This window comes from Promicromonospora sp. NPDC052451 (genome assembly GCF_044547525.1).
GTDB lineage: Bacteria > Actinomycetota > Actinomycetes > Actinomycetales > Cellulomonadaceae > Promicromonospora.
The window spans coordinates 66,542-87,330 of record NZ_JBIUAP010000012.1 but is presented as its reverse complement, the minus strand read 5'-3'; the positions used below and the strand labels follow the sequence as shown (position 1 = coordinate 87,330).

Here is a 20,789-nt window from a genome sequence, read left to right as displayed (position 1 = left end):
GGGCGGGGGGGCGGGGGGGGGGGGGGGGGGGCATTTCCACCCCCCCACCCCCCCCCCCCCCCGGGGGGGGGGGGCCCCGGGGGGGGGGCCCCCCCCCACGTCTCGGTCTTGACCAGCGAGGATGCGCACGCGGCGTGCGGCACGTCTCACGTCACGAGGCAGTGCCCGGTGACGCGAGGGTGCCGCGACGGAGCGGCCGTCGGGTCAGGCCGCCTTGGCCTCGAGGATGTCGACCACGAAGACGAGCGTCGAGTTCGCCGGGATGGCGCCGTTCTCCTGGTCGCCGTAGCCCTGGTCCGCCGGGACGACGAGCAGCACCTGGCTGCCCACCTTCTGGCCTGCGATCCCGTTGGTCCAGCCGGGGATCACGCCGTTGAGCGGGAACGACGTCGGCGTGCCGCGGCTCCACGAGGAGTCGAACGACGTGCCGTCGAGCAGGCAGCCCGCGTACTGCACGGTGACGGTCTGGTCCTTGGTGACCTCGGCGCCGTCACCCTGGACCAGGGGCTGCACGACCAGGTCGGTCGGCGCCTCGTAGCCCTCGGGGATGGTGACGGTCGGCTGGCCGTCGTCGGCGAGCTCGACGGTCGGCAGGCCCGCCTCGGGCTCGACGGCGGTGCCCTCGGCGCGGGTCGGGATGTCCTTGACGCCGGAGACCTCGACGACGGTGACCTGGACGGTCTGGTCCATCGCGGTGCTCGCCATGGCGATGCGCGCGCCGACCTTCTGGCCGATCAGGCGGTCGTTGAGCAGGTCGTACTGCGGGTCGCCCAGCGTGAACGACTCGGGCTTCTTGGTCTCCCACGTGGAGTAGGTCTGCTTGCCGTCCTTGCCACCCAGGACCACGTAGTCGATGGTGGCCTGCGCGCCCTCGGCGAGCTCGTCGCCCGTGCCCTCGTCGACCACACGGGACGACGGGGTGCTGACCTCCAGCGGGGTCTTGAACGAGACCTCCGGGGCCTTGCCGACGGGGCCGGAGACCTCGATCCCCTCCACCGCCTTGATGTCCTCCTCGGACGGGCTCGGCGCGGGCGAGGGCGCGGCGGCCGGGGTCACCTCGCAGACGTTGCCGTCGGAGGCGGCGCCGCCGTCCGCGGCGTCGTCGCCGCTTGCGCAGCCGGTGAGGGCGATGGATGCCAGCGCGACGGCCGCCAGGCCGGCGGTGGTGCGGTGCTTCACGAGTAGTCCTTCGGTCGGTGTGCGCCTTGCTGGGGACCGCCACACTCTAGCGGGCTCGGATGAGTGAGGCTTTCAGGCTGCGGGCAGGGTGGGGCGGGGGTCGAGCCATCCGCCCCACCCTGCGGAAGAATAGATGCCATGCCGTCGAAGCGCCGCTCCAGCAAGCGTCCGTACGCCGCGGGCCACGTCCCCCTCGACGTGGACCGCGCGACGGGCGGCCGCCGCAGCGAGTCCGCCGCCGACGGCGAGTGGGTGGTGCAGCACATCCGCTCGTCCGACAAGACCTATGTCTGCCCGGCCTGCCGCCAGGAGGTCACCCCGGGGACGGCGCACGTGGTCGCGTGGCGGACCGACGGGTTCGGCGGCCCCGACGCCGGCCTGGACGCCCGCCGGCACTGGCACACGAGCTGCTGGCAGCGCCGCGCGAACCTGCGGTGACGCGCGCTCGTCGGACGTGCGGGCCGAGGGGGAGAGAATGGGACCGATGACTTCCGAAGCCAAGCCCGCGGCCCACCAGATCCGTTCGCTCACCGTGCTGCCCGCGCAGCGCGAGGACGTCGAGCTGCACACCGCCGACGGCCTCACCCTGGTAGGCGAGCTCGCCCTGCCCGCGGACGCCGAGCCCGCCGCCACCCTGCTGACGTTCCACCCGCTGCCCACCCACGGCGGCTTCATGGACTCCCACGTGTACCGCAAGGCGGCCTGGCGCCTGCCCGCGCTGGCCGACCTCGCGGTCCTGCGGTTCAACACCCGGGGCACCTCCTCGCCGCGCGGGACGAGCGAGGGCGCCTTCGACGGCGGTGACGCCGAACGGTACGACGTCGCCGCCGCCATCGAGCTGGCCGAGTTCCGCGGCCTGCCCCGGCCGTGGCTGGTCGGCTGGTCGTTCGGCACGGAGCTGGTGCTCAAGCACGGCGCCGACCCCGCCGTCGAGGGCGCGATCCTGCTGTCCCCGCCACTGCACCGCGCGACGGACGAGGACCTGGACCGCTGGGCCGCGTTCGGCAAGCCGCTCGTGGTCCTGGTGCCGGAGCTCGACGACTACCTCCGGCCCGAGGAGGCGCGCCGCCGCTTCGCGCGGGTGCCGCAGGCCGAGGTGATCGGGGTCGACGGGGCGAAGCACCTGTGGGTCGGCGAGCCCGCCGTCGCGCGCGTGCTGAACGAGATCGTCGCCCACGTGCTGCCCGGCCACCCGCTCCCGCTGCCCACGCACTGGGACGGACCGCTGGGCGCGTCCTGAGCGCGCGTACCGGGCGACGTCGACGCACCATGGCAGCAACGACCACAGGAGGACGACGATGACCTCATCCCACGGAACCCTGGCGACCTATCCGCTGCACGAGGGCGGGGGCCTTCCGCTCGTGCTGCTGCACGGCTTCCCCCTCGACCACCGCATGTGGGCCACCTGCGCGCAGCACCTGCCGCCCGGCACGCGGGCGATCGGCGTGGACCTGCCGGGCGCAGGGCACAGCGACCTCGACGGGTACGCCCCGAGCATCGAGCACGCCGCGGACTGCGTCTACCGGACCATGGTCGAGCAGGGCGAGGGCAACGCCGTCGTCGTCGGGCACTCCATGGGCGGGTACGTGGCTCTCGCGCTGGCCGAACGGCACCCGGGGTTCGTGGCCGGACTCGGCCTGGTCGGCACCAAGTCCACCGCGGACACCGACGAGGCCCGAGCCAAGCGGCTCCGGATCGCCGCCGCGGCGGACGACAGCCAGACCGTGGACGCCGTGCTCGGCATGCCCGCCGCCCTGGTCGGCACCACGACGACCGAGCACCGCCGGCAGCTCTTCCCCGTGCTCGACTCGTGGATCCGGGCGCAGTCCCCGGCAGGGGTCGCCTGGGCCCAGCGCGCGATGGCGGCGCGTCCCGACCGGACGGCGGTGCTCGAACGCTTCGACGCGCCGGTCGCGGTGGTGGTGGGCACCGAGGACACGATCACACCGCTCGCCGAGGCCGAGCACATGGTGCGGGCCGCGGCCGGTTCCCCCTCGGGGGCCACCACGGGCGACGCCGCCCTCACCGTGGTGCCCGGCGTCGGCCACATGAGCGTGGTCGAGGACCCGCAGGCGGTCGCCGCGGCCCTGGCCTTGCTGCACAACCAGGTGGTCGCCCACCACCACCACTGAGCGCCCGTACGACGAACGGCGGCCCTCCCGCACGGGAGGGCCGCCGTTCGTCGTACGGGACGGGCGTCAGCTGGAGGCGCCGGCCTTCTCGGCCACCGGCTCCTCGGCGTCCTCGCTCTCGGCGGGCGACGAGGCCGAGTCGGCCGCGCTCTGGCCGGCCTTCGTGCTGGCCTTCGTGCCCTTGACCGACGGGATCACGACGGTGGCGTTGCCGACGGGCACCGGCGTCGGGTTGCTCGGCGGGATCGAGGCCGGCATGGACCCGGTGTCGGTCGAGACCTCGGGCTCGGCCTCGGTGCCGTCGCCGACGACCGCGAACCGTGCCTGCTGCGCCGGGGTGGCCCCGGACAGACCCTTCGGCTTGGCCGGCAGTGCGGGCTTGGCCGGAGCGGCGTCGCCCGGCGTGCCGAGCATGCCACGCAGCTCGTCCAGGTAGGAGTTGATCGAGTCGTGCTGACGCGTGAGGTCCTCGAGCTGGTGCTGCGCGGCGGACCGGCTGGACTCGGCCTCGGCGCGGGCGTCGTCGATGGTCTGCTCCGCGAACTCGCGGGCCTCCGCGACGATCCGGTCGGCGGACTTGCGGGCGTCGGCCACGAGGTCCTTGACGTAGACGTCGGACTCCGAGCGGATCTTCTCCGCCTGCTCCAGCGCCACGGCCACGCGCTTCTCCGCCTCAGCGGCGTGCTCCTCGGCCGTCGCGACGAGCTTCGCCGTCTCGGCCTTGGCCGTCTCGTGCCGCTCGGCGAGCTCCTTCTCCACGGCCTCCTTGCGGGTCGCGATGTCGAGCTCCGCCTGGGCGAGCGCCGCACGCGCCTGCTCGCGCAGGTCCTCCATCTCGGTGGTGACGGCGTTGGACGCCTCGGCGGCCTGGCGGCGCGCCTCCGAGAGGATCTGCTCGGCCTCGGCCCGGGCGCTCGCCAGCATGGCGGACGAGTCGCGCTCGGCGGTCTCGCGCTGCTCGGTGGTCTCGGCGTTGACCTTGGCCCGCAGCGCGGCGGTCTCGCGCTCCGTGTTCACACGCAGCTCGGTGGTCTCGCGCTCCACGGTCGAGCGCAGGGTGCCGAGCTCGCGCTCCAGGCTGGCGCGGCGCTCGCTCTCCTCGGCGCTGATCGCGCTGGCGATCTGCGCGGACTCGCGCTCGGCGGAACCCACGAGCTCCTCGGCCCGGCGCTGCGCGGCGAGCAGGTGGCCCTCGGCCTCGGCGGCCGTCGTGGTGCGGATCTCCTCGGCCTCGCGGCGGGCGCTGGCGAGCATCTCGGCGACCTCGGACTCGGCGCGCGACCGCACCTGCCCGCCGGACAGCTTCGCCCGTGCCATGATGTCCGCGGCCTGCTGGTTGGCCTGGTTGATGATGTCGGTCGACTGGTCCTCCGCGGAGCGAAGCAGCAGCTCGATCCGCGAGCCGAGGCCGGCGTACGACGGCTTCTCGGTCTCGCGGAGGTTGCGCTTGGCGTCGTTGAGGTCCTGCGTGAGCTGCATGGCGCGGCTGTCGGAGGCCTCGACCTGTCGACGTGCCTCTTCGAGGGCATGGTTCAGCCGGTCCAGGTGCGCGTGCACCTGGTCGCGGTCGTACCCGCGCATGGCAGTCGGAAAGAGCGAGCGCTCGTCGGACACGGTGCAGACCTCCAGTGTCGGGACTTGGTGAGGCGCGGGTCAGGCTCCCCCCTGTGGGACGCCGTTCGTTACGGCCCGTCCGGCGCCCAGGATACGTGTGTTGTGCTGATGTGGATACACCACTACCGGATGCAATGTACGGATTGCATGGAATACTCACGGCGGCCCGCGCGGCCCCGGTCGCGACCTGGTGGTTCCGTCGCCCCGGTGAAGGAAGGGTGAGGATCCCGGCCGAACCGCACAAGCACGACCGTCATTGGACAGTCGTCCGTGATCGGTCCTTATGCTGGATCACCCACCTGATCGACGGGCACGCGCCCAAAATTCGAAGGGAATCGGTGGTGCAACGCTTTCTGGCGACTCTCCTGATCCTCGCCGGCCTCGGCGGGATCGGTTACGGGGTCGCGACGGCGACCGTCCTGCGCGAGTCCGACACCGTCGTCGCGACCGCGACCCCCAGCGGTGACGGAACCATGGTCGTGACGGAGCCCGGTGTGCTGGGGCTCGTCGACGACCAGGTGACCGTGCGGGCCACCGTGCCCGAAGGACAGAAGGTCACGCTCGCGCTCGGGTCCGACGTCGACGTGCTCGGCTGGGTCGGCACCGACCCCTACGACTCGGTGACCGGCCTGTCGTCCTGGGAGACGCTGAGCGTCGTCCCGGGCACCGGCCCCGCCACCGACGAGGCGGCGGACGGCGAGTCCGAGGCCCCGGCCGACGAGGAGCCGGCCGAGAGGCCGAGCACCGGCCCTGACCCTGCCGGGTCGGACATGTGGCTGTCCGAGGTGAGCGGCGAGACCACCGTCTCGATGCGCTGGACCGAGGAGCCGGGCCGCGTCGTGCTGCTGGCGGCCGGCGTCGGCAAGGACGCCGTGGCGCCGACGCTCGAGCTGACCTGGCCGCGCCCGGTGACCACCCCCTACCTGTGGCCCGGCGTGCTCGGCGGTGGCTTCGCCCTGATCCTGGGCGTCTTCACGGCCATCGGCGCGCGCCGCGGCAAGGGCGGCAAGAGCAAGAACAAGAAGGCGGGCAAGGGCCGGACGCCCTCGACGGTCCGTACCCGCACGCCCGACTCCGACCTGCCGCGCCGCGACGTCTTCGGCGTGGACGGCGAGCAGCCGGGCGCGCACGGCGCCGAGCCGGGTGGATTCCCGCCCGCGCAGCCCGATCCCGCCGCCGGCGGCACCAGCGTCTTCCCGCCTGCCTCGGGAGAACCGGCGCAGGAGCACACGGCGACGTTCCCGCCCGCTGCCCCGGAGCCGGTCGGGAGCGGTGCGGCCGGGTTCTCGCCGGCGCGCCGGCTCCGGCCGGGGCGTGGCGCGCCGGAGCCCGCCGCACCGCAGCCCGAGCCCGAACCGGCCCCGGCCTGGGGTCCGCCCGCCCCGTTCGGCGGGGCCGGGGGAGCAGCGCCGATCACGCCGCCGCCCGCGCCGGAGCCCGCACCCGAGCCCGTCGCGGCGCCGGCCGCCTCGATCCGCGGCCTGCGGCGCAGTCGGCGGGCACAGCCGGGCAGCGCTCCCGCTGCGGCGCCGGTCCAGCCCGCGTCGCTCGGCGGCGTCGCCCCGGAGCAGGCCCCCGCGGCGCCCGAGGCGACCGAGCAGACGGCGTCGGGCCGGCCGATGACGCGGCGTGAGATGCGCATGCGGGAGCAGGCGCAGCGCCGGGCGGCGACGGGTGCGATGCCCGCCGTGCCCGCGGCCGCGCCGGAGCCCGAGCCCGAGCCCGAGGAACAGCAGACACCGAACAGCCGTGCTGCCGCATGGCGCCAGACCTGGGGAGTCACCGGGTCCGACGACGGAGGCAACCGATGAGCCGCACGACCAGCCGTACGCACAAGGTACGAACCCGATCCGCGGCCGTGGTCGCGGCCCTCGCCGTCGCCGGCCTGCTCACCGGCTGCGCCGAGGAGCTGCCCACCCCGAAGCCGGAGGCGCCGGTCGCCGCGGCCGTCGTCACGCAGGCGCAGGAGCGCGAGATCCTGGACAAGGTGGCGGGTGTCGTCGAGAAGGTGACCAAGTCCAGCCAGGCCGAGGACCTCGCCGGCCGCCTGTCCGGTCCGGCGCTCGACATCCGCGAGACGCAGCTCAAGGTGGCCGCGGCCCGCAAGGACCAGGAACCGCTCACGGACCTGTCGATGCAGATGCAGCAGGTGATCCTGCCGTCCGACCAGGAGTGGCCGCGCAACAGCTTCGCCATCACGGTGCAGCCCAAGGACCTGACCACCCCCGTGCTCATGACCTTCGAGCAGGCGAGCGCCCGCGACCAGTACAAGCTGTGGGGCTGGGTCCGCCTGCTGCCGGGCGTCACCATGCCGCAGTTCGCGGAGGCCGACCTGGGCAGCGCCGCCGTCGCGGCGGACGACGAGAGCCTCAAGGCGACGCCGACCGACGTGATCAAGCAGTACGCGTCGGTGCTCACCGTCGACAAGGACTCGAAGTACGCGGGCAACTTCGCGGACGACGACCTGCGCCAGTTCTTCCGGGACTATGGCAAGCTGCAGGTCGACGCGATCAACAAGGAGGAGTGCAAGGGCGCCTTCGAGGTCGCGTACGAGCCCACGAAGGACCCGGTCAAGTCCGTCCGCACGGCGGACGGCGGCGCGCTCGTCATGGCGGCGATGATCAGCAAGGAGACCATCACCGCGAAGGAGGAGGGCTGCGAGATCGGCCCGCCGACCAAGACCACCCAGGCCCTGTGGGGCGACGCTGACGTGACCAACGTCGTCGAGGTGAACTACCAGGACATGGTGGCGATGTACGTGCCGCCGAAGGGCTCGGACGACCAGATCAGCCTGGTCGGTTACGAGCACGTGCCGATGTCGGTCTCGAACGGCTGACCGTCCCGGCACCCGCCGCTAGGGTGGCCCCCGTGAATCCACGGAGGCCACCCTTGCCGCGTTCCGGAGCAGGTTCGCGGGCGGTCATCGCCCTGACGGGGATCGGTACGACGGTGGCGTTGCTCGCCGGCTGCTCGGCCGAGCCGCCCGTCCCGGAAGCCGAGGCGCCGGTGGTCGCGGCCGTGGTCAGCGAGCCGCAGGAACGCGAGATCCTCCAGAGCGTCGCGACCGTCCTGGAGGGCGCCGGGCAGGGTGGCGCCCCGCTGGGCTCGCGCCTGACCGGACCCGCGCTCACGATGCGCGAGGCAGAGCTGAAGGTCGCCGACGCGGCCGACGATCCCCGCGGCCTGACCGACCTGTCGATGCAGATGCAGCAGGTGATCCTGCCCTCGGACCAGGGGTGGCCGCGCAGCAGCTTCGCCGTCACGGAGCAGCCCGACGCCCGGACGACGCCCGTGCTCATGGCCTTCGACCAGGCCGGCGCCCGCGACCAGTACAAGCTGTGGGCCTACGTCCAGCTGGCGTCCCTGGTGACCATGCCGCGGTTCGCCGAGCCGGGCCTCGGCAGCGCCACCGTCCTGGCGGACGACACGAGCCTCCTGGTGCCGCCCGGCGTCGTGGCAGGGCAGTACGCGTCCGTGCTGACGGTCGGGGACCGGTCGAAGCACGCGGGCACCTTCACCGCGGACGACGCACTCCGGCAGCGGCTGCGCGAAGACGGCCGCGAGCAGGTCGCCCAGATCGAGGAGCAGGACGGCGAGGGCCGGTTCAGCACCGCGTTCGAGCCGGTCGAGGGCGCGGTCAAGGCGGTCCGGACCGTCGACGGCGGCGCCATGGTGCTGGCCGCGCTCCGGGGCCAGGAGACGCTCCGGGCCGAGGAAGGCTGGCAGCTCGCACCCGTCTCGTCGTCGGCCGCCGCGTTGTGGGCTGGCGGCGCCGGGAGCGACGTCCTGAAGACCTCCTACCACTACACCGTGGCGTGGTACGTGCCGCCGGCCGGATCGGCCGCCACGGTGAGCCTGCTCGGCTTCCACCGCGTGCCCTACGCCGTCTCGGGAGGCTGACCTCCGGGCGTCGGCTGCGCCGGACCGCCCGGTCCCGGACAGCCCGCCCCGGGCTGCCGGCGCGCTGGGGTGACCGGTGAGTGATCGCCCAGAGCGGAGTCGGCGGGTGAGTCGCGCGCCGTTCATTAGGATTGCGCCCATGAGCAGTGCCACCCCTCAGCCCGGTCCCGCCCGGAGCGCGCAGCCCGAGTTCGCGGTGCGCGGCGCGGTCGACCTGTCCGCCCTCAACCGTCCCCAGGCGCCGCCGCCCGGCGAGCCCGGCGGTGCGCCCGAAGCCGGCGGCTTCGTCGTGGACGTGAGCGAGGCGAACTTCGAGCAGCTCGTCCGCGACTCGGCCACCTACCCGGTGGTGATCCTGCTGTGGATCCCGACCGACCAGGCGAACGCCGACCTCGGTGCGACGCTCGGCCGCCTCGCGCAGGAGTACGGCGGCCGGTTCCTGCTCGGCCGCGTCGACGCGCAGGCGTCCCCGCAGGTCGCCGCGGCGTTCCAGGTGCAGGGCGTGCCCACGGTCGTCGCGGTGCTGCAGGGGCAGCCCCTGCCGCTGTTCCAGGGTGCCGCCGACGAGCAGCAGATCCGCGGCGTGCTGGACCAGGTGCTGGCCGCCGCCGAGCAGAACGGCGTCACCGGCCGGGCGCCCGGTGCGGCGGCCGCGAACGGCGAGCCGGAGCCCGAGCCGGAGAAGCCGCTGCCGCCCCTGCACCAGGAGGCGTACGACGCCATCGAGCGCGACGACCTCGGTGCGGCGGCGGCCGCCTACGAGAAGGCGCTCCGGCAGGACCCGAAGGACACCGACGCGACCGCGGGCCTGGCGCAGGTGCACCTCATGCAGCGCACCCACGACGCCGACCTCGCGGCGGTCCGGAAGGCCGCGGCGGACGCCCCGGCCGACGTCGACGCGGCCCTCGCCGTCGCCGACATGGACATGCTGGGCGGCAAGGTCGACGACGCGTTCGCCCGCCTGCTGGACCTGCTCCCGGGCGCCGACGCCGACGGCAAGGAGAAGATCCGGGTCCGCCTGCTGGAGCTCTTCGAGGTGGCCGGCACCACGGACCCGCGCGTGAGCAAGGCCCGCAAGCGCCTGGCCATCAGCCTGTACTGACCACCGTTGAGTGCGGGATATTCGCCCTTCTGACCCACGCAGAAGGGCGAATATCCCGCACTCAACGTGGTTCCGGGGTCAGGATGAGGGCGCCCAGCGGGGGGACGCGGATCTCGGCCGACCAACGTCGGCCGTGGTGCGGCACCCGCTCCGCCCGGACGCGGCCCATGTTGCCCACGCCCGAACCGCCGTAGACGGTCGCGTCGGTGTTGAGCACCTCGAGCCACACGTGGCCCTCGTCCGCGTCGCCGACGACGTCGACCAGCGGCGTCGGCGACGGGCGGACCGACGTCTCGACCGGCTCGGCGGGCGGCAGTGCCTCGACGGCTCCTGGCCCGGGGCCGGCCGGGCGCGGCACGTCCGGCAGCGGCAGGCGGTATCCCTCGTGCGGGATGCCCGCGAAGTTCACGACTACCACCACCGGGTCGCCGGACCGGGACCGGCGCACGTAGGCGAGCACGTTGTGGTCGGCGTCGTCGGACTCCAGCCACTCGAAGCCTGCCGGATCGAAGTCGAGCTCCCACAGCGCGGGCGTCGCACGGTAGAGCGCGTTCAGGTCCCGGACCACGTGCTGCACGCCCGCGTGCCCGGCGTCGCCGAGCAGGTCCCAGCGCAGGCCCTCGGACTCGGCCCACTCCGTGTCCTGCGCGAACTCGCACCCCATGAACAGGAGCTGCTTGCCGGGGTGCGTCCACTGGTAGGCCAGGAACGACCGCACGCCCGCGAGCTGCTGCCACCGGTCACCGGGCATCTTGCGCAGCAGCGACCCCTTGCCGTGCACCACCTCGTCGTGGCTGATCGGCAGCACGAACTGCTCCGTGTACGCGTACACGAGGGAGAAGGTGAGCTCGCCGTGGTGGTAGCGGCGGTTGTACGGGTCCTCGGCCAGGTAGCGGAGCGTGTCGTTCATCCAGCCCATGTTCCACTTCAGGCCGAACCCCAGGCCGCCGCTGGAGGTCGGCCCGGTGACCTGCGGAAAGGCCGTCGACTCCTCGGCGATCATCATGACGCCGGGCGTGCGCCGGTACGCGGTCGCGTTCGCCTCCTGCAGGAACGCGATGGCCTCCAGGTTCTCCCGCCCGCCGTGCACGTTGGGCGTCCACTCGCCCTCCTTGCGGGAGTAGTCGAGGTAGAGCATGGAGGCGACGGCGTCCACGCGCAGCGCGTCGGCGTGGAACTCCTCGAACCAGTAGGTCGCGTTCGCCACCAGGAAGTTGCGCACCTCGCGGCGGCCGAAGTCGAAGATCAGCGTGCCCCAGTCCTGCTGCTCGCCGCGCCGCGGGTCGGGGTGCTCGTACAGGGGCCCGCCGTCGAACCGGGCCAGGGCGAACTCGTCACGCGGGAAGTGCGCGGGCACCCAGTCCAGGATGACGCCGATCCCCGCCTGGTGGAGCCGGTCGACGAGGTACCGGAAGTCGTCGGGCGAGCCGAACCGTGAGGTCGGCGCGTAGTAGCTGGTGACCTGGTAGCCCCACGAGCCGCCGTACGGGTGCTCCGCGACGGGCAGCAGCTCCACGTGCGTGAAGCCCTGCTCCGTGACGTAGGCCGCGAGCTGCTCCGCCAGCTCCCGGTAGCCGAGGCCGGGACGCCAGGAACCCAGGTGCACCTCGTACACGCTCAGCGGCGCGGAGTGGGGGTCCGTGGCGGCCCGGGCGGCGAGCCACGCGTCGTCGTGCCACTCGTGCGTCGAGGACGTGACCACGCTCGCGGTGGCGGGCGGGTGCTCCGTCGCCTTGGCCAGCGGGTCCGCCTTGGCGCGCCAGATACCGTCGGCCCCGAGGATCTCGAACTTGTACCGCAGGCCGGGGCCGACGTCGGGGACGAACAGCTCCCAGACACCCGTGGAACCCAGCGACCGCATGGGATGCGTGCCGCCCCAGCCGTTGTGGTCGCCCACGAGCCGCACGCCGCGCGCGTTCGGTGCCCAGACGGCGAACGCGACGCCCGCGATGTCGCCGTCCGCGCTCGGGTAGCGGTGCAGGTTGGCGCCGAGCACCTGCCAGAGCTGCTCGTGCCGGCCCTCGCCGATCAGGTGCAGATCGACCTCGCCCAGCGTGGGCAGGAACCGGTAGGGATCGTCGGACACCCACGTGTCCGTGCCCGAGCGGGTGCGGATGCGGTAGTCGGGGGCGTGCCGGGACCCGTCCGGCTCCTCGGCGGCCGGGACGACGGCGGCCCAGACCCCCGCGCCCTGGTGGGTCGCGGACACCTCGCCGTCCGGTGTGGTCACCACGACCTCGTCCGCGAGCGGGCGCAGCGCGCGCACGACGGCCCACGGGCCGTCGAGCAGGTGCGGGCCGAGCACGGTGTGCGGGTCGTGGTGGGTCCCGGACGCGATGGCGGTCAGGAACTCGAGGTCGACGTCGGGCAGGTCAGCCATGGGTTCACCTTTCCATGCCAGGTGCCCGGCGTGCGACACGTCACAGGTTCACGAGACGCACGGCCCGAGCGGGCGGTTGACTTCGGTCCCTTGCACAGTGGCTGGTTCGACTTCGGTCGGTTGCGCTGAGATCGGTCATTTGATTGACCGATCTCAGCGCAACCGACCGAAGTCAGGTGTCTACGCGGCGCAACCAACCGAAGTCAACGGTCCTGTAGGACGCGTTCCACTGCCGCCAGCGGGATGTGTATCCACGCGGGCCGGTGCCGGTACTCGTAGACCACCTCGTACAGGGCCTTGTCCACGATCAGGGCGCGCAGCAGCAGCTCGGCGGTGGCGACGTCGAGCTCGCTGCCCGACGTCGCGGCACCGGGCACCGGGCGGACCGTGCCCTCGTGCGCCTCGCCGCTGGCCTGCCGGTACCCCTCGAGGAAGCCGATCTGGGCGTGGGACACCCACTGCGGGTCGGTGGCCCGGCCGACGGCGCCCGCGTAGTCGAGGGAGCGCAGCATCCCCGCGACGTCGCGCAGGGGCAGGTCGGGTGCGGTGCGCTCGGCCACGGGGCGCTGCGGCTCGCCCTCGAAGTCGAGCACCTTCCAGCCGTCGGGCGAGTACAGGGCCTGGCCGAGGTGCAGGTCGCCGTGGATGGACTGGAGCCGCACGATGCTCCCGGCGCGCTCGCCGACGGCGGCCAGGCGGGCGCTCACGGCGTCGTACAGGGCGGTGACGCCCGCGCGCTGCGGGGCCAGGTCCGGCACGTCCGCGAACGCTTCGGCGGCCCGGCGGCGCAGCACGCCCATGAAGCCCGCCGGTTCGAGCGCCGGCCCCGGGCCGAGCGCCTCGCGCAGCGTCGTGTGCAGGTGTGCGACGACCGCGCCGAGCTCGGCCGCACGCTCCCCGAAGTCCTCGTCGCGTGCCGCGTACGCGCAGGCCAGCTCGAACCCGTCGGTCGCGTCGTGGACGAGCTCGGACAGCACGGCGAGGTGGGCGAGCGGCGCGAGGGCCGGGTCGCCGGTGGCCGTGCCGGTGCCGCCCTGGCCGGCGGGTACCGGCAGCGGCACCGCCCCGAGGAACCGGGGCACACCGTCCCAGCCTGCCCGCGTCAGGGCCTCGGGGATCACGACGTCGGGGTGCGGGCCGAGCGCGACCGTCCGCAGGATCTTGAGCATTCCGCCCCGGCCCGTCGCGTGCGGCAGGGCCGGCAGCACGACCGACGTGTTCGACTGCTCCCCGGAGATGCGCCGCGCCCCGCGCAGCTCTGCGCAGTCCTCCGGCTCGCACGCGGCGGGCAGCGCGGCGGTGAAGTAGGCGTGCCAGGCCGCGGGGTGCACGCCGCCGTCGTGCACGGTGGCCGTGCCCGACGCCGTGGTCACGGTGCCGATCAGCCCGGCCGCCTCGGTGTCGGCGGTGTCGGCCTCGGGCTCCGCCGTCGGGGTCAGCACGAGCGGGACCTGGACGACGAGCGACTCGTCACCGGTCGCGAGCCCGGGCCCGGCCAGCCGCAGCAGCGCGACCACGACGTCGGCCACCCCCGCGAAGGTGACGGTGAGCCACGGCTCGTGCACCACGCCCTCGGCGGGCACGGGGTACCACCGCTGCCGGGGCAGCCACGTGTCGAGCAGCCGCAGCACCTCCGGGGCGAGGTGCGCGGCTCCGGGGGAGACGTGGACGGGGCGCGCCGGGCTCACACCTCTCGCGCCTGCCCGCCGGTCTCCGCCTGGCCTGCCGGGGCCGGCTGATCCGCCGGGGTCGCCCGTTCCGCGGGCGCCGCCTGTGCCGGTGTCGGCGGGGCCAGCACGAGCCAGTAGAAGTCGCGGGCGCCCCACGTCATCGTCAGCACGCCGTCGTCACCCACGCACGGGAACCCGGCCCCGCCGAACACGTCGGTGAGCGTCCAGCCCGCGTACCCGGGGAGCTTGATGGTGGAGGAGCGGGCGGTGGCCGACAGGTTCGCGGCGATCAGCAGGGTCTCCTCCGCCGAGGAGCGGGTGAACGCGATGACCGACTCGTCGTTGCAGTCCAGCGCCGTGAAGTCGCCCGTGCCGAACGTGGGGTGCAGCCGGCGGAAGGCCAGCATGTTGTGCATCCAGTGCAGCAGCGACGTGGGCTGCGCGAGCTGGGCCTCGACGTTGGTGTGCTGGTAGTGGTGCACCAGCGACTGGATCAGCGGCAGGTAGAGCTTGCCCGGGTCGGCGGTGGAGAAGCCGGCGTTGCGGTCCGGCGTCCACTGCATCGGGGTGCGCACCGCATCGCGGTCGGGCAGCCAGATGTTGTCGCCCATGCCGATCTCGTCGCCGTAGTACAGGCACGGCGTGCCCGGCAGCGACAGCAGGAGGGCGTTGGCCAGCTCGATCTCCTTGCGGGAGTTGTCGAGCAGCGGCGCGAGCCGCCGCCGGATGCCCACGTTGGCGCGCATCCGGGGGTCGGGGGCGTACCAGCCGTACATGCTGGCGCGTTCCTCCGTCGACACCATCTCCAGCGTGAGCTCGTCGTGGTTGCGCAGGAACGTGCTCCACTGCGCGTGCGGCGGGATGGCCGGGGTGTCCGCGAGGATCTCCAGGAGCTGGCGGGCCCGCTGGTCGCGGATCGCGTAGAAGATGCGCGGCATCACCGGGAAGTGGAAGCACATGTGGCACTCGGGATCGTCCTCCGTGCCGAAGTACTCCACCACGTCCGCGGGCCACTGGTTGGCCTCGGCCAGGAGGATCCGGCCCGGGAACTCCGTGTCGACCATGCGCCTGACCCGGCGCAGGAACCGGTGCGTCTCGGGCAGGTTCTCGCTGTTGGTGCCCTCCTCCTCGAACAGGTACGGCACGGCGTCGAGCCGGAAGCCGTCCACGCCGAGCTGCAGCCAGAACCGCGCGACGTCGAGCATCGCCTCGCCCACGCGCGGGTTCTCGAAGTTGAGGTCGGGCTGGTGGTTGAAGAACCGGTGCCAGAAGTACTGCCGGCGCACCGGGTCGAACGTCCAGTTCGACGTCTCGGTGTCGACGAAGATGATGCGCGCGTCCTCGTACCGCGTCGGGTCGTCGCTCCAGACGTAGAAGTCGCCGTACGGGCCCTCGGGGTCGGCCCGCGAGGCCTGGAACCACGGGTGGGCGTCGCTGGTGTGGTTCATGACCAGGTCGATCACCACGCGGATGCCGCGCTCGTGCGCCGCGGCGACCAGGTCGCTGAAGTCCGAGATCGTGCCGTACTGCGGTGCGACGGCGGTGAAGTCGGCCACGTCGTACCCGCCGTCGCGCAGCGGGGACGGGAAGAACGGGGGCAGCCAGAGGCAGTCGACGCCCAGCCACTCCAGGTAGTCCAGGCGTTCGACCAGGCCCCGCAGGTCGCCCGTGCCGTTGTCCCCGGAGTCGGAGAACGAGCGGATCATGACCTCGTAGAAGACGGCCTTCTTGTACCACTCGGGGTCGTCGACGAGGCCCTTGCGGCGCGCGTCGAGCCGCGGCTGCCGGCGTGGCGGCAGCGCCTGGACGGGCACCGGGACGGACGGCGGGTTGGGCATGCTGGGCCGCTCGGGCTGCGGCCGGGCAGCAGGCTGCTCGGCCGGCAGCGCGGCCTGCTCACCGGAGTGCTCCGGCGGCCCGACGGCGGGGCCTCCCGGCCCGAACGTCGTCATGCCGGCCCCACCTGGAGGACGTGGGCCACCCGGACCTGCGGGTCGAGCCGGACCCAGGGATGGGCGCCCCAGCCGTAGGTCTCGCCCGAGAGCAGGTCGTGGGCCACGAAGAACGGGGCGTTGTCATCGCCCTCGGGTGCACTGAGGCCGAGGGCGGAGAGGTCCAGATGCACTACTGACTCCTGTGCGTTCCGGGGGTCCAGGTTCAGCACGACCACGATCACGTCGTCGTGTCGCGGGGCACGTCGACCGTTGCCCCCGGTACCCATGGTGCGGCCCGGGGGCGTCGCTGTCGCGCCCGACGCGTGATCGGCCGAGATCCGGCGCGAGTACGCGACCACCTGCCCGTTCGTGGTGGGGTGGACGGTCAGGTTGCGCAGCTGCCGCAGCGCGGGGTGCGCACGGCGGATGGCGTTCAGCTCGCCGAGCAGCAGGGCGATCCCGTACTCGTCGGCGCGGGCCCAGTCGCGGGGGCGGTACTCGTACTTCTCGTTGTCGATCTGCTCCTCGACGCCGGGGCGGGGGGTGCTCTCCACGAGCTCGTAGCCCGAGTAGATGCCCCAGGTCGGCGAGCCGGTCGCGGCCAGGACGGCCCGCGCGGCGAACGCCGCCACCCCGCCGTGGGTCAGGTAGGGCGGCAGGATGTCGTGCGTGGTGGGCCAGAAGGAGGGGCGCAGCACCGAGCCGGCCGGACCGCTCACCTCGGCCAGGTACTCCTCCACCTCTTCCTTCGTGTTGCGCCAGGTGAAGTACGTGTACGACTGGTGGAACCCGATCCGGGCCAGCGTCAGCATCATCGCCGGCCTGGTGAACGCCTCCGAGAGGAAGATGACCTCGGGGTTGGTCGCGTGCACCTGCGCCAGCAGCCACTCCCAGAAGTCCAGCGGCTTGGTGTGCGGGTTGTCGACGCGGAACAGCGTGACCCCACGGTCGATCCACGTGCGGATCACGTCCAGCACCGCCTGGTACAGGCCCTCGGGGTCCGTGTCGAAGCTGAGCGGGTAGATGTCCTGGTACTTCTTGGGCGGGTTCTCCGCGTACGCGATCGACCCGTCGGCCCGCACCACGAACCACTCCGGGTGCTCGGTCACCCACGGGTGGTCGGGGGAGCACTGCAGCGCGATGTCGAGCGCCACCTCCAGGCCCTCCGCCCGGGCGGCGGCGACGAACGCCCGGAAGTCGTCCTCGGTGCCCAGGTCGGGGTGGATGGCGTCGTGCCCGCCGTCCGCCGAGCCGATCGCGTACGGGCTGCCCGGGTCGCCCGGCTGCGCCTCCAGCGTGTTGTTGCGGCCCTTGCGGAACGTGGTGCCGATGGGGGAGACCGGCGTCAGGTACACGACGTCGAAGCCCATCGCCGCGATACCCGGCAGCCGCTCGGCCGCCGTCGCGAACGTGCCCGACACCCACGTGCCGTCCTTCTTCTGGTACGCCCCCTCGGAGCGCGGGAACATCTCGTACCAGGAGCCCGCGAGCGCGAGCTGCCGCGACACCCGCAGCGGGTACGCCTCGGACGCCGAGACCAGCTCGCGCAGGGGCGCGCGCCGCAGCGCGGTGGTCACCTCGGGAGCGGTGGCGGCGGCGAACCGGGCCTCGGCCGGCCGCGTGGCGTCGGACAGCGCACGGCGGGCCGCGGCGAGCGCCCGGGCGTCGCGGGTCGTGCGGCCGGGGCCGACCAGCGGGTCCTTCGGGACGTCCCGGCAGATGCGCTCGAACAGGCGCACCCCCTCGGCCAGCATCAGGTCCACGTCGATGCCCGCGCCGATCTTGATCCCGGCGTCGTGCACCCACGTGGCGTAGGGGTCCGACCACGCCTCGACGCGGAAGGTCCAGTCACCCTCGGCGTCGGGCTGCACCTCCCCGCGGAACCGGTCGAGCCCGGGTGCGACGTCGGCCATCGGCGCCCACGAGTGGTCCGACCCGTCGGGGGCGACGAGCACGGCGGTGGCGGACACGGCGTCGTGCCCCTCGCGGAAGACCGTGGCCTCGACCGGGACCACCTCGCCGACCACCGCCTTCGCAGGCCAGCGGCCCGCCTCGACGACAGGGGCGACCTCGAGGACGGGGATGCGGCCGATCCGGCCGGGACGCGTGTGCGGGCTCACCGGACCACGCTATCGACCGGTCCGGGTGACTCGCCTGCGGGGCACGCCGAGGTCCGGTGAACGTCGTCGGACGGGTCGGTGAAGCCCTCGGCAACAGGTGTGCTCGCCCCGAGGAGTGCGTAGTGTTCTGCCGGTGAGAGCGATCCGCAGATTCACCGTCCGCACGGTCCTCCCCGAGCAGCTCGCGGCGCTCGACGAGCTGGCCCAGAACCTCCGCTGGTCCTGGCACGCGCCCACGCGCGAGCTGTTCGCGAGCATCGACCCGGACCTCTGGTCCGACGTCCGCGGGGATCCCGTGGCGCTGCTCGCGGCCCTCGGCTCCGAGCGGCTGGAGGCGCTCGCGGCCTCCGAGGAGTTCACGGGCCGCGTGCGCGCGGCGTCCGACGACCTGCACCGCTACCTGCACGACCCGCGGTGGTACCAGCAGCAGCCCTCGGGCGCCGGGCTGCCGCGGGCGATCGCCTACTTCTCGCCCGAGTTCGGCATCACCTCGGTGCTGCCGCAGTACTCCGGTGGTCTCGGCATCCTGGCGGGCGACCACCTCAAGAGCGCGTCCGACATGGGCGTGCCCATCGTGGGGGTGGGCCTGCTGTACGGCGCCGGGTACTTCCGGCAGTCGCTCACGCGGGACGCCTGGCAGGTGGAGACCTACCCGCTGCTCGACCCGGACGGTCTGCCGCTCGCGGTGCTGCGCGAGGACGACGGCACGCCCGCCGTCATCTCGCTCGGCCTGCCCGGGGGCCGCACGCTCCACGCGCACGTGTGGGTGGCCGCCGTCGGCCGGGTGCCGCTGCTGCTGCTCGACTCGAACGTGCCCGAGAACGACGACGCGGCCCGCAAGGTGACCGACCGCCTGTACGGCGGCGGCGGCGAGCACCGCCTGCAGCAGGAGCTCCTGCTCGGCGTGGGCGGCGTGCGCGCGCTGCGTGCCTGGTCGCGCCTGACGGGGGCGCCCGAGCCGGAGGTGTACCACACCAACGAGGGCCACGCCGGCTTCCTCGGGGTCGAGCGGATCCGCGAGCTGGTCGGTGCCGGGCTCAGCGTCGGCGAGGCCCACGAGGCGGTCCGCGCGGCCACGGTCTTCACCACGCACACGCCGGTGCCGGCCGGCATCGACCGGTTCCCCAAGGAGCTGGTCAGCGCGTACTTCGGCGGCGACAACGAGATGCCCGGCGTGCCGGCCCAGACCGTGCTCGCGCTCGGCTCGGAGGACTACGACGGCGGCGACCCCACCGTGTTCAACATGGCCGTGATGGGCCTGCGGCTGGGCGGTCGCGCGAACGGCGTCTCGCTGCTGCACGGCCAGGTCTCCCGCGAGATGTTCGAGGGCCTGTGGCCCGGGTTCGACGCGCGCGAGGTGCCGATCACGTCCGTCACCAACGGCGTGCACTCGCCCACCTGGGTGGCGCCGCGGCTGGCCGCCGTCGAGGCGGAGCGGCTGGGCCTGGACGAGATCACGGCGCCCGAGGCGTCGGGCGGCTGGCTGGACGCGGGCCGCGTGTCCGACGCCGAGCTGTGGGCCCTGCGCGGTGAGATGCGCGCCGAGCTCGTGGCCGAGGCGCGGCGCCGGGTGCGCAAGTCCTGGCGCGAGCGCGGGGCGTCCCCGGCCGAGCTCGGCTGGGTCGACGACGTGCTGTCGCCCGACGTGCTCACCATCGGCTTCGCCCGCCGTGTGCCCACGTACAAGCGGCTCACGCTCATGCTGCGCGACCCGGAGCGGCTCAAGGCGCTCCTGCTGCACCCCGAGCGCCCGGTCCAGCTCATCGTGGCCGGCAAGTCGCACCCGGCCGACGACTCGGGCAAGCGGCTCATCCAGCAGCTCGTCCGGTTCGCCGACGACCCCGAGGTGCGGCACCGCATCGTCTTCCTGCCGAACTACGACATCGGCATGGCGCAGTCGCTGTACCCGGGCTGCGACGTCTGGCTGAACAACCCGCTGCGGCCCCTGGAGGCGTCGGGCACGTCCGGCATGAAGTCGGCGCTCAACGGCGGGCTGAACCTCTCCATCGAGGACGGCTGGTGGGCCGAGTGGTACGACGGCGAGAACGGCTGGGGCATCCCCACGGCCGACGGCGTCGAGGACGCCGACCGCCGCGACGACCTGGAGGCCGCCGCGCTGTACGACCTCGTGGAGTCGCAGGTGGCGCCCGCCTTCTACGACCGCACCGACGGCGTGCCGGGCCGCTGGCTGGAGATGGTGCGGCACACGCTGGCCACCCTGGGCCCCAAGGTCCAGGCCACGCGCATGGTCTCGGAGTACGTGCACGGGCTGTACGCCCCGGCCGCCGAGGCGGGCCGGGCGCTCGCCGCCGACGGGTTCGCCGCCGCCAAGGACCTCGCGGGCTGGAAGGCCCACGTGCGCGGCTCGTGGTCGCAGGTGCGCGTGGACCACGTCGAGTCGGCGGGCATCGGCGAGGCCGTCCGGGTGGGCGACCGCCTCACGGTGCGGGCGTACGTCTCGCTCGGCTCCCTGTCGCCCGACGACGTGGACGTGCAGGTGGTCCACGGGCGGGTGACCGAGGCCGACGTGATCGACGAGTTCACCGCCGAGCCCCTGGCCCTCGCCGAGTCCTACGAGGCCGGGCGGCACGCGTTCGGCGGCGAGGTCGAGCTGGAGACGTCGGGCCCCTTCGGCTACACGGTGCGCATCGTGCCGAGGCACCGGCACCTGACGAGCGTCGCGGAGCTGGGGCTGGTGGCCAACGCCTGAGCGGCGAGGGCTTGGGCCGTGGGGCTGTGGCTTCGGTCAGCTTGGCCT

The 20,789-nt window shown here is 73.4% G+C and carries 14 protein-coding genes; 8 read left to right on the top strand and 6 right to left on the bottom strand.

Features of this window, described 5'->3' with window-relative positions; all coding sequences use genetic code 11:
- Nucleotides 1–204: 204 nt before the first annotated feature.
- Nucleotides 205–1,179 carry an FKBP-type peptidyl-prolyl cis-trans isomerase gene (locus ACIG47_RS20060; protein WP_397432870.1) on the bottom strand — a complete coding sequence of 325 codons (975 nt, stop codon included), beginning with the start codon at nucleotides 1,177–1,179 and terminating at the stop codon, nucleotides 205–207.
- 138 nt (nucleotides 1,180–1,317) lie between these two features.
- On the opposite strand from ACIG47_RS20060, the gene ACIG47_RS20055 reads away from it, so the two are divergent.
- The 3 genes from ACIG47_RS20055 to ACIG47_RS20045 are packed head-to-tail and all read left to right on the top strand — an operon-like array spanning nucleotide 1,318 to nucleotide 3,311.
- Nucleotides 1,318–1,617, top strand: coding sequence for a hypothetical protein (locus tag ACIG47_RS20055; RefSeq protein ID WP_397415062.1), 300 nt, complete (start codon nucleotides 1,318–1,320; stop codon nucleotides 1,615–1,617).
- Nucleotides 1,618–1,654: 37 nt separating this feature from the next.
- Nucleotides 1,655–2,419 (top strand): alpha/beta hydrolase, encoded by a 765-nt coding sequence (locus tag ACIG47_RS20050; RefSeq protein WP_397432869.1) that lies wholly within the window; start codon nucleotides 1,655–1,657, stop codon nucleotides 2,417–2,419.
- Between the two features lie 58 nt (nucleotides 2,420–2,477).
- Nucleotides 2,478–3,311, top strand: coding sequence for an alpha/beta fold hydrolase (locus tag ACIG47_RS20045; protein ID WP_397415067.1), 834 nt, complete (start codon nucleotides 2,478–2,480; stop codon nucleotides 3,309–3,311).
- A gap of 66 nt (nucleotides 3,312–3,377) precedes the next feature.
- Here the strand turns inward: ACIG47_RS20045 and ACIG47_RS20040 are convergent, their stop codons facing one another.
- Nucleotides 3,378–4,925, bottom strand: a complete 1,548-nt coding sequence (locus ACIG47_RS20040; RefSeq protein ID WP_397415070.1) for a DivIVA domain-containing protein — start codon at nucleotides 4,923–4,925, stop codon at nucleotides 3,378–3,380.
- A 341-nt stretch (nucleotides 4,926–5,266) separates the two neighbouring features.
- Here ACIG47_RS20040 and ACIG47_RS20035 point away from each other — a divergent pair, with 341 nt between their 5' ends.
- The 4 genes from ACIG47_RS20035 (at nucleotide 5,267) to ACIG47_RS20020 (ending at nucleotide 9,927) form a co-directional block, all read left to right on the top strand.
- Nucleotides 5,267–6,736, top strand: a complete 1,470-nt coding sequence (locus ACIG47_RS20035; RefSeq protein WP_397432868.1) for a hypothetical protein — start codon at nucleotides 5,267–5,269, stop codon at nucleotides 6,734–6,736.
- On the top strand, nucleotides 6,733–7,761 hold the full coding sequence (locus ACIG47_RS20030) for a hypothetical protein (protein ID WP_397432866.1): 1,029 nt from the start codon (nucleotides 6,733–6,735) through the stop codon (nucleotides 7,759–7,761). The genes ACIG47_RS20035 and ACIG47_RS20030 overlap by 4 nt, the downstream gene beginning before the upstream one ends.
- Before the next feature lie 53 nt (nucleotides 7,762–7,814).
- Nucleotides 7,815–8,825 carry a hypothetical protein gene (locus ACIG47_RS20025; RefSeq protein WP_397432865.1) on the top strand — a complete coding sequence of 337 codons (1,011 nt, stop codon included), beginning with the start codon at nucleotides 7,815–7,817 and terminating at the stop codon, nucleotides 8,823–8,825.
- A 139-nt stretch (nucleotides 8,826–8,964) separates the two neighbouring features.
- The gene (locus ACIG47_RS20020; RefSeq protein WP_397415079.1) at nucleotides 8,965–9,927 is read left to right on the top strand and encodes a tetratricopeptide repeat protein; all 963 of its coding nucleotides are present in this window, start codon (nucleotides 8,965–8,967) and stop codon (nucleotides 9,925–9,927) included.
- Between the two features lie 61 nt (nucleotides 9,928–9,988).
- Here ACIG47_RS20020 and glgB read toward each other — a convergent pair whose 3' ends face one another.
- The 4 genes from glgB to ACIG47_RS20000 form a co-directional block, all read right to left on the bottom strand.
- Nucleotides 9,989–12,307, bottom strand: a complete 2,319-nt coding sequence (gene glgB / locus ACIG47_RS20015; protein WP_397432863.1) for a 1,4-alpha-glucan branching protein GlgB — start codon at nucleotides 12,305–12,307, stop codon at nucleotides 9,989–9,991.
- A gap of 203 nt (nucleotides 12,308–12,510) precedes the next feature.
- Nucleotides 12,511–13,995: an aminoglycoside phosphotransferase gene (locus ACIG47_RS20010; RefSeq protein WP_397432862.1), complete on the bottom strand. Its 1,485-nt coding sequence runs from the start codon at nucleotides 13,993–13,995 to the stop codon at nucleotides 12,511–12,513.
- Nucleotides 13,992–15,815, bottom strand: coding sequence for a maltose alpha-D-glucosyltransferase (gene treS / locus ACIG47_RS20005; RefSeq protein ID WP_397432940.1), 1,824 nt, complete (start codon nucleotides 15,813–15,815; stop codon nucleotides 13,992–13,994). The genes ACIG47_RS20010 and treS overlap by 4 nt, the downstream gene beginning before the upstream one ends.
- A 110-nt stretch (nucleotides 15,816–15,925) precedes the next feature.
- On the bottom strand, nucleotides 15,926–18,031 hold the full coding sequence (locus ACIG47_RS20000) for a maltotransferase domain-containing protein (protein WP_397432861.1): 2,106 nt from the start codon (nucleotides 18,029–18,031) through the stop codon (nucleotides 15,926–15,928).
- A 133-nt stretch (nucleotides 18,032–18,164) separates the two neighbouring features.
- Here ACIG47_RS20000 and glgP point away from each other — a divergent pair, with 133 nt between their 5' ends.
- A complete protein-coding gene (gene glgP / locus ACIG47_RS19995) occupies nucleotides 18,165–20,741 on the top strand; it encodes an alpha-glucan family phosphorylase (RefSeq protein WP_397432860.1) in 2,577 nt (858 codons plus the stop codon).
- The last annotated feature ends 48 nt before the right edge of the window (nucleotides 20,742–20,789 follow it).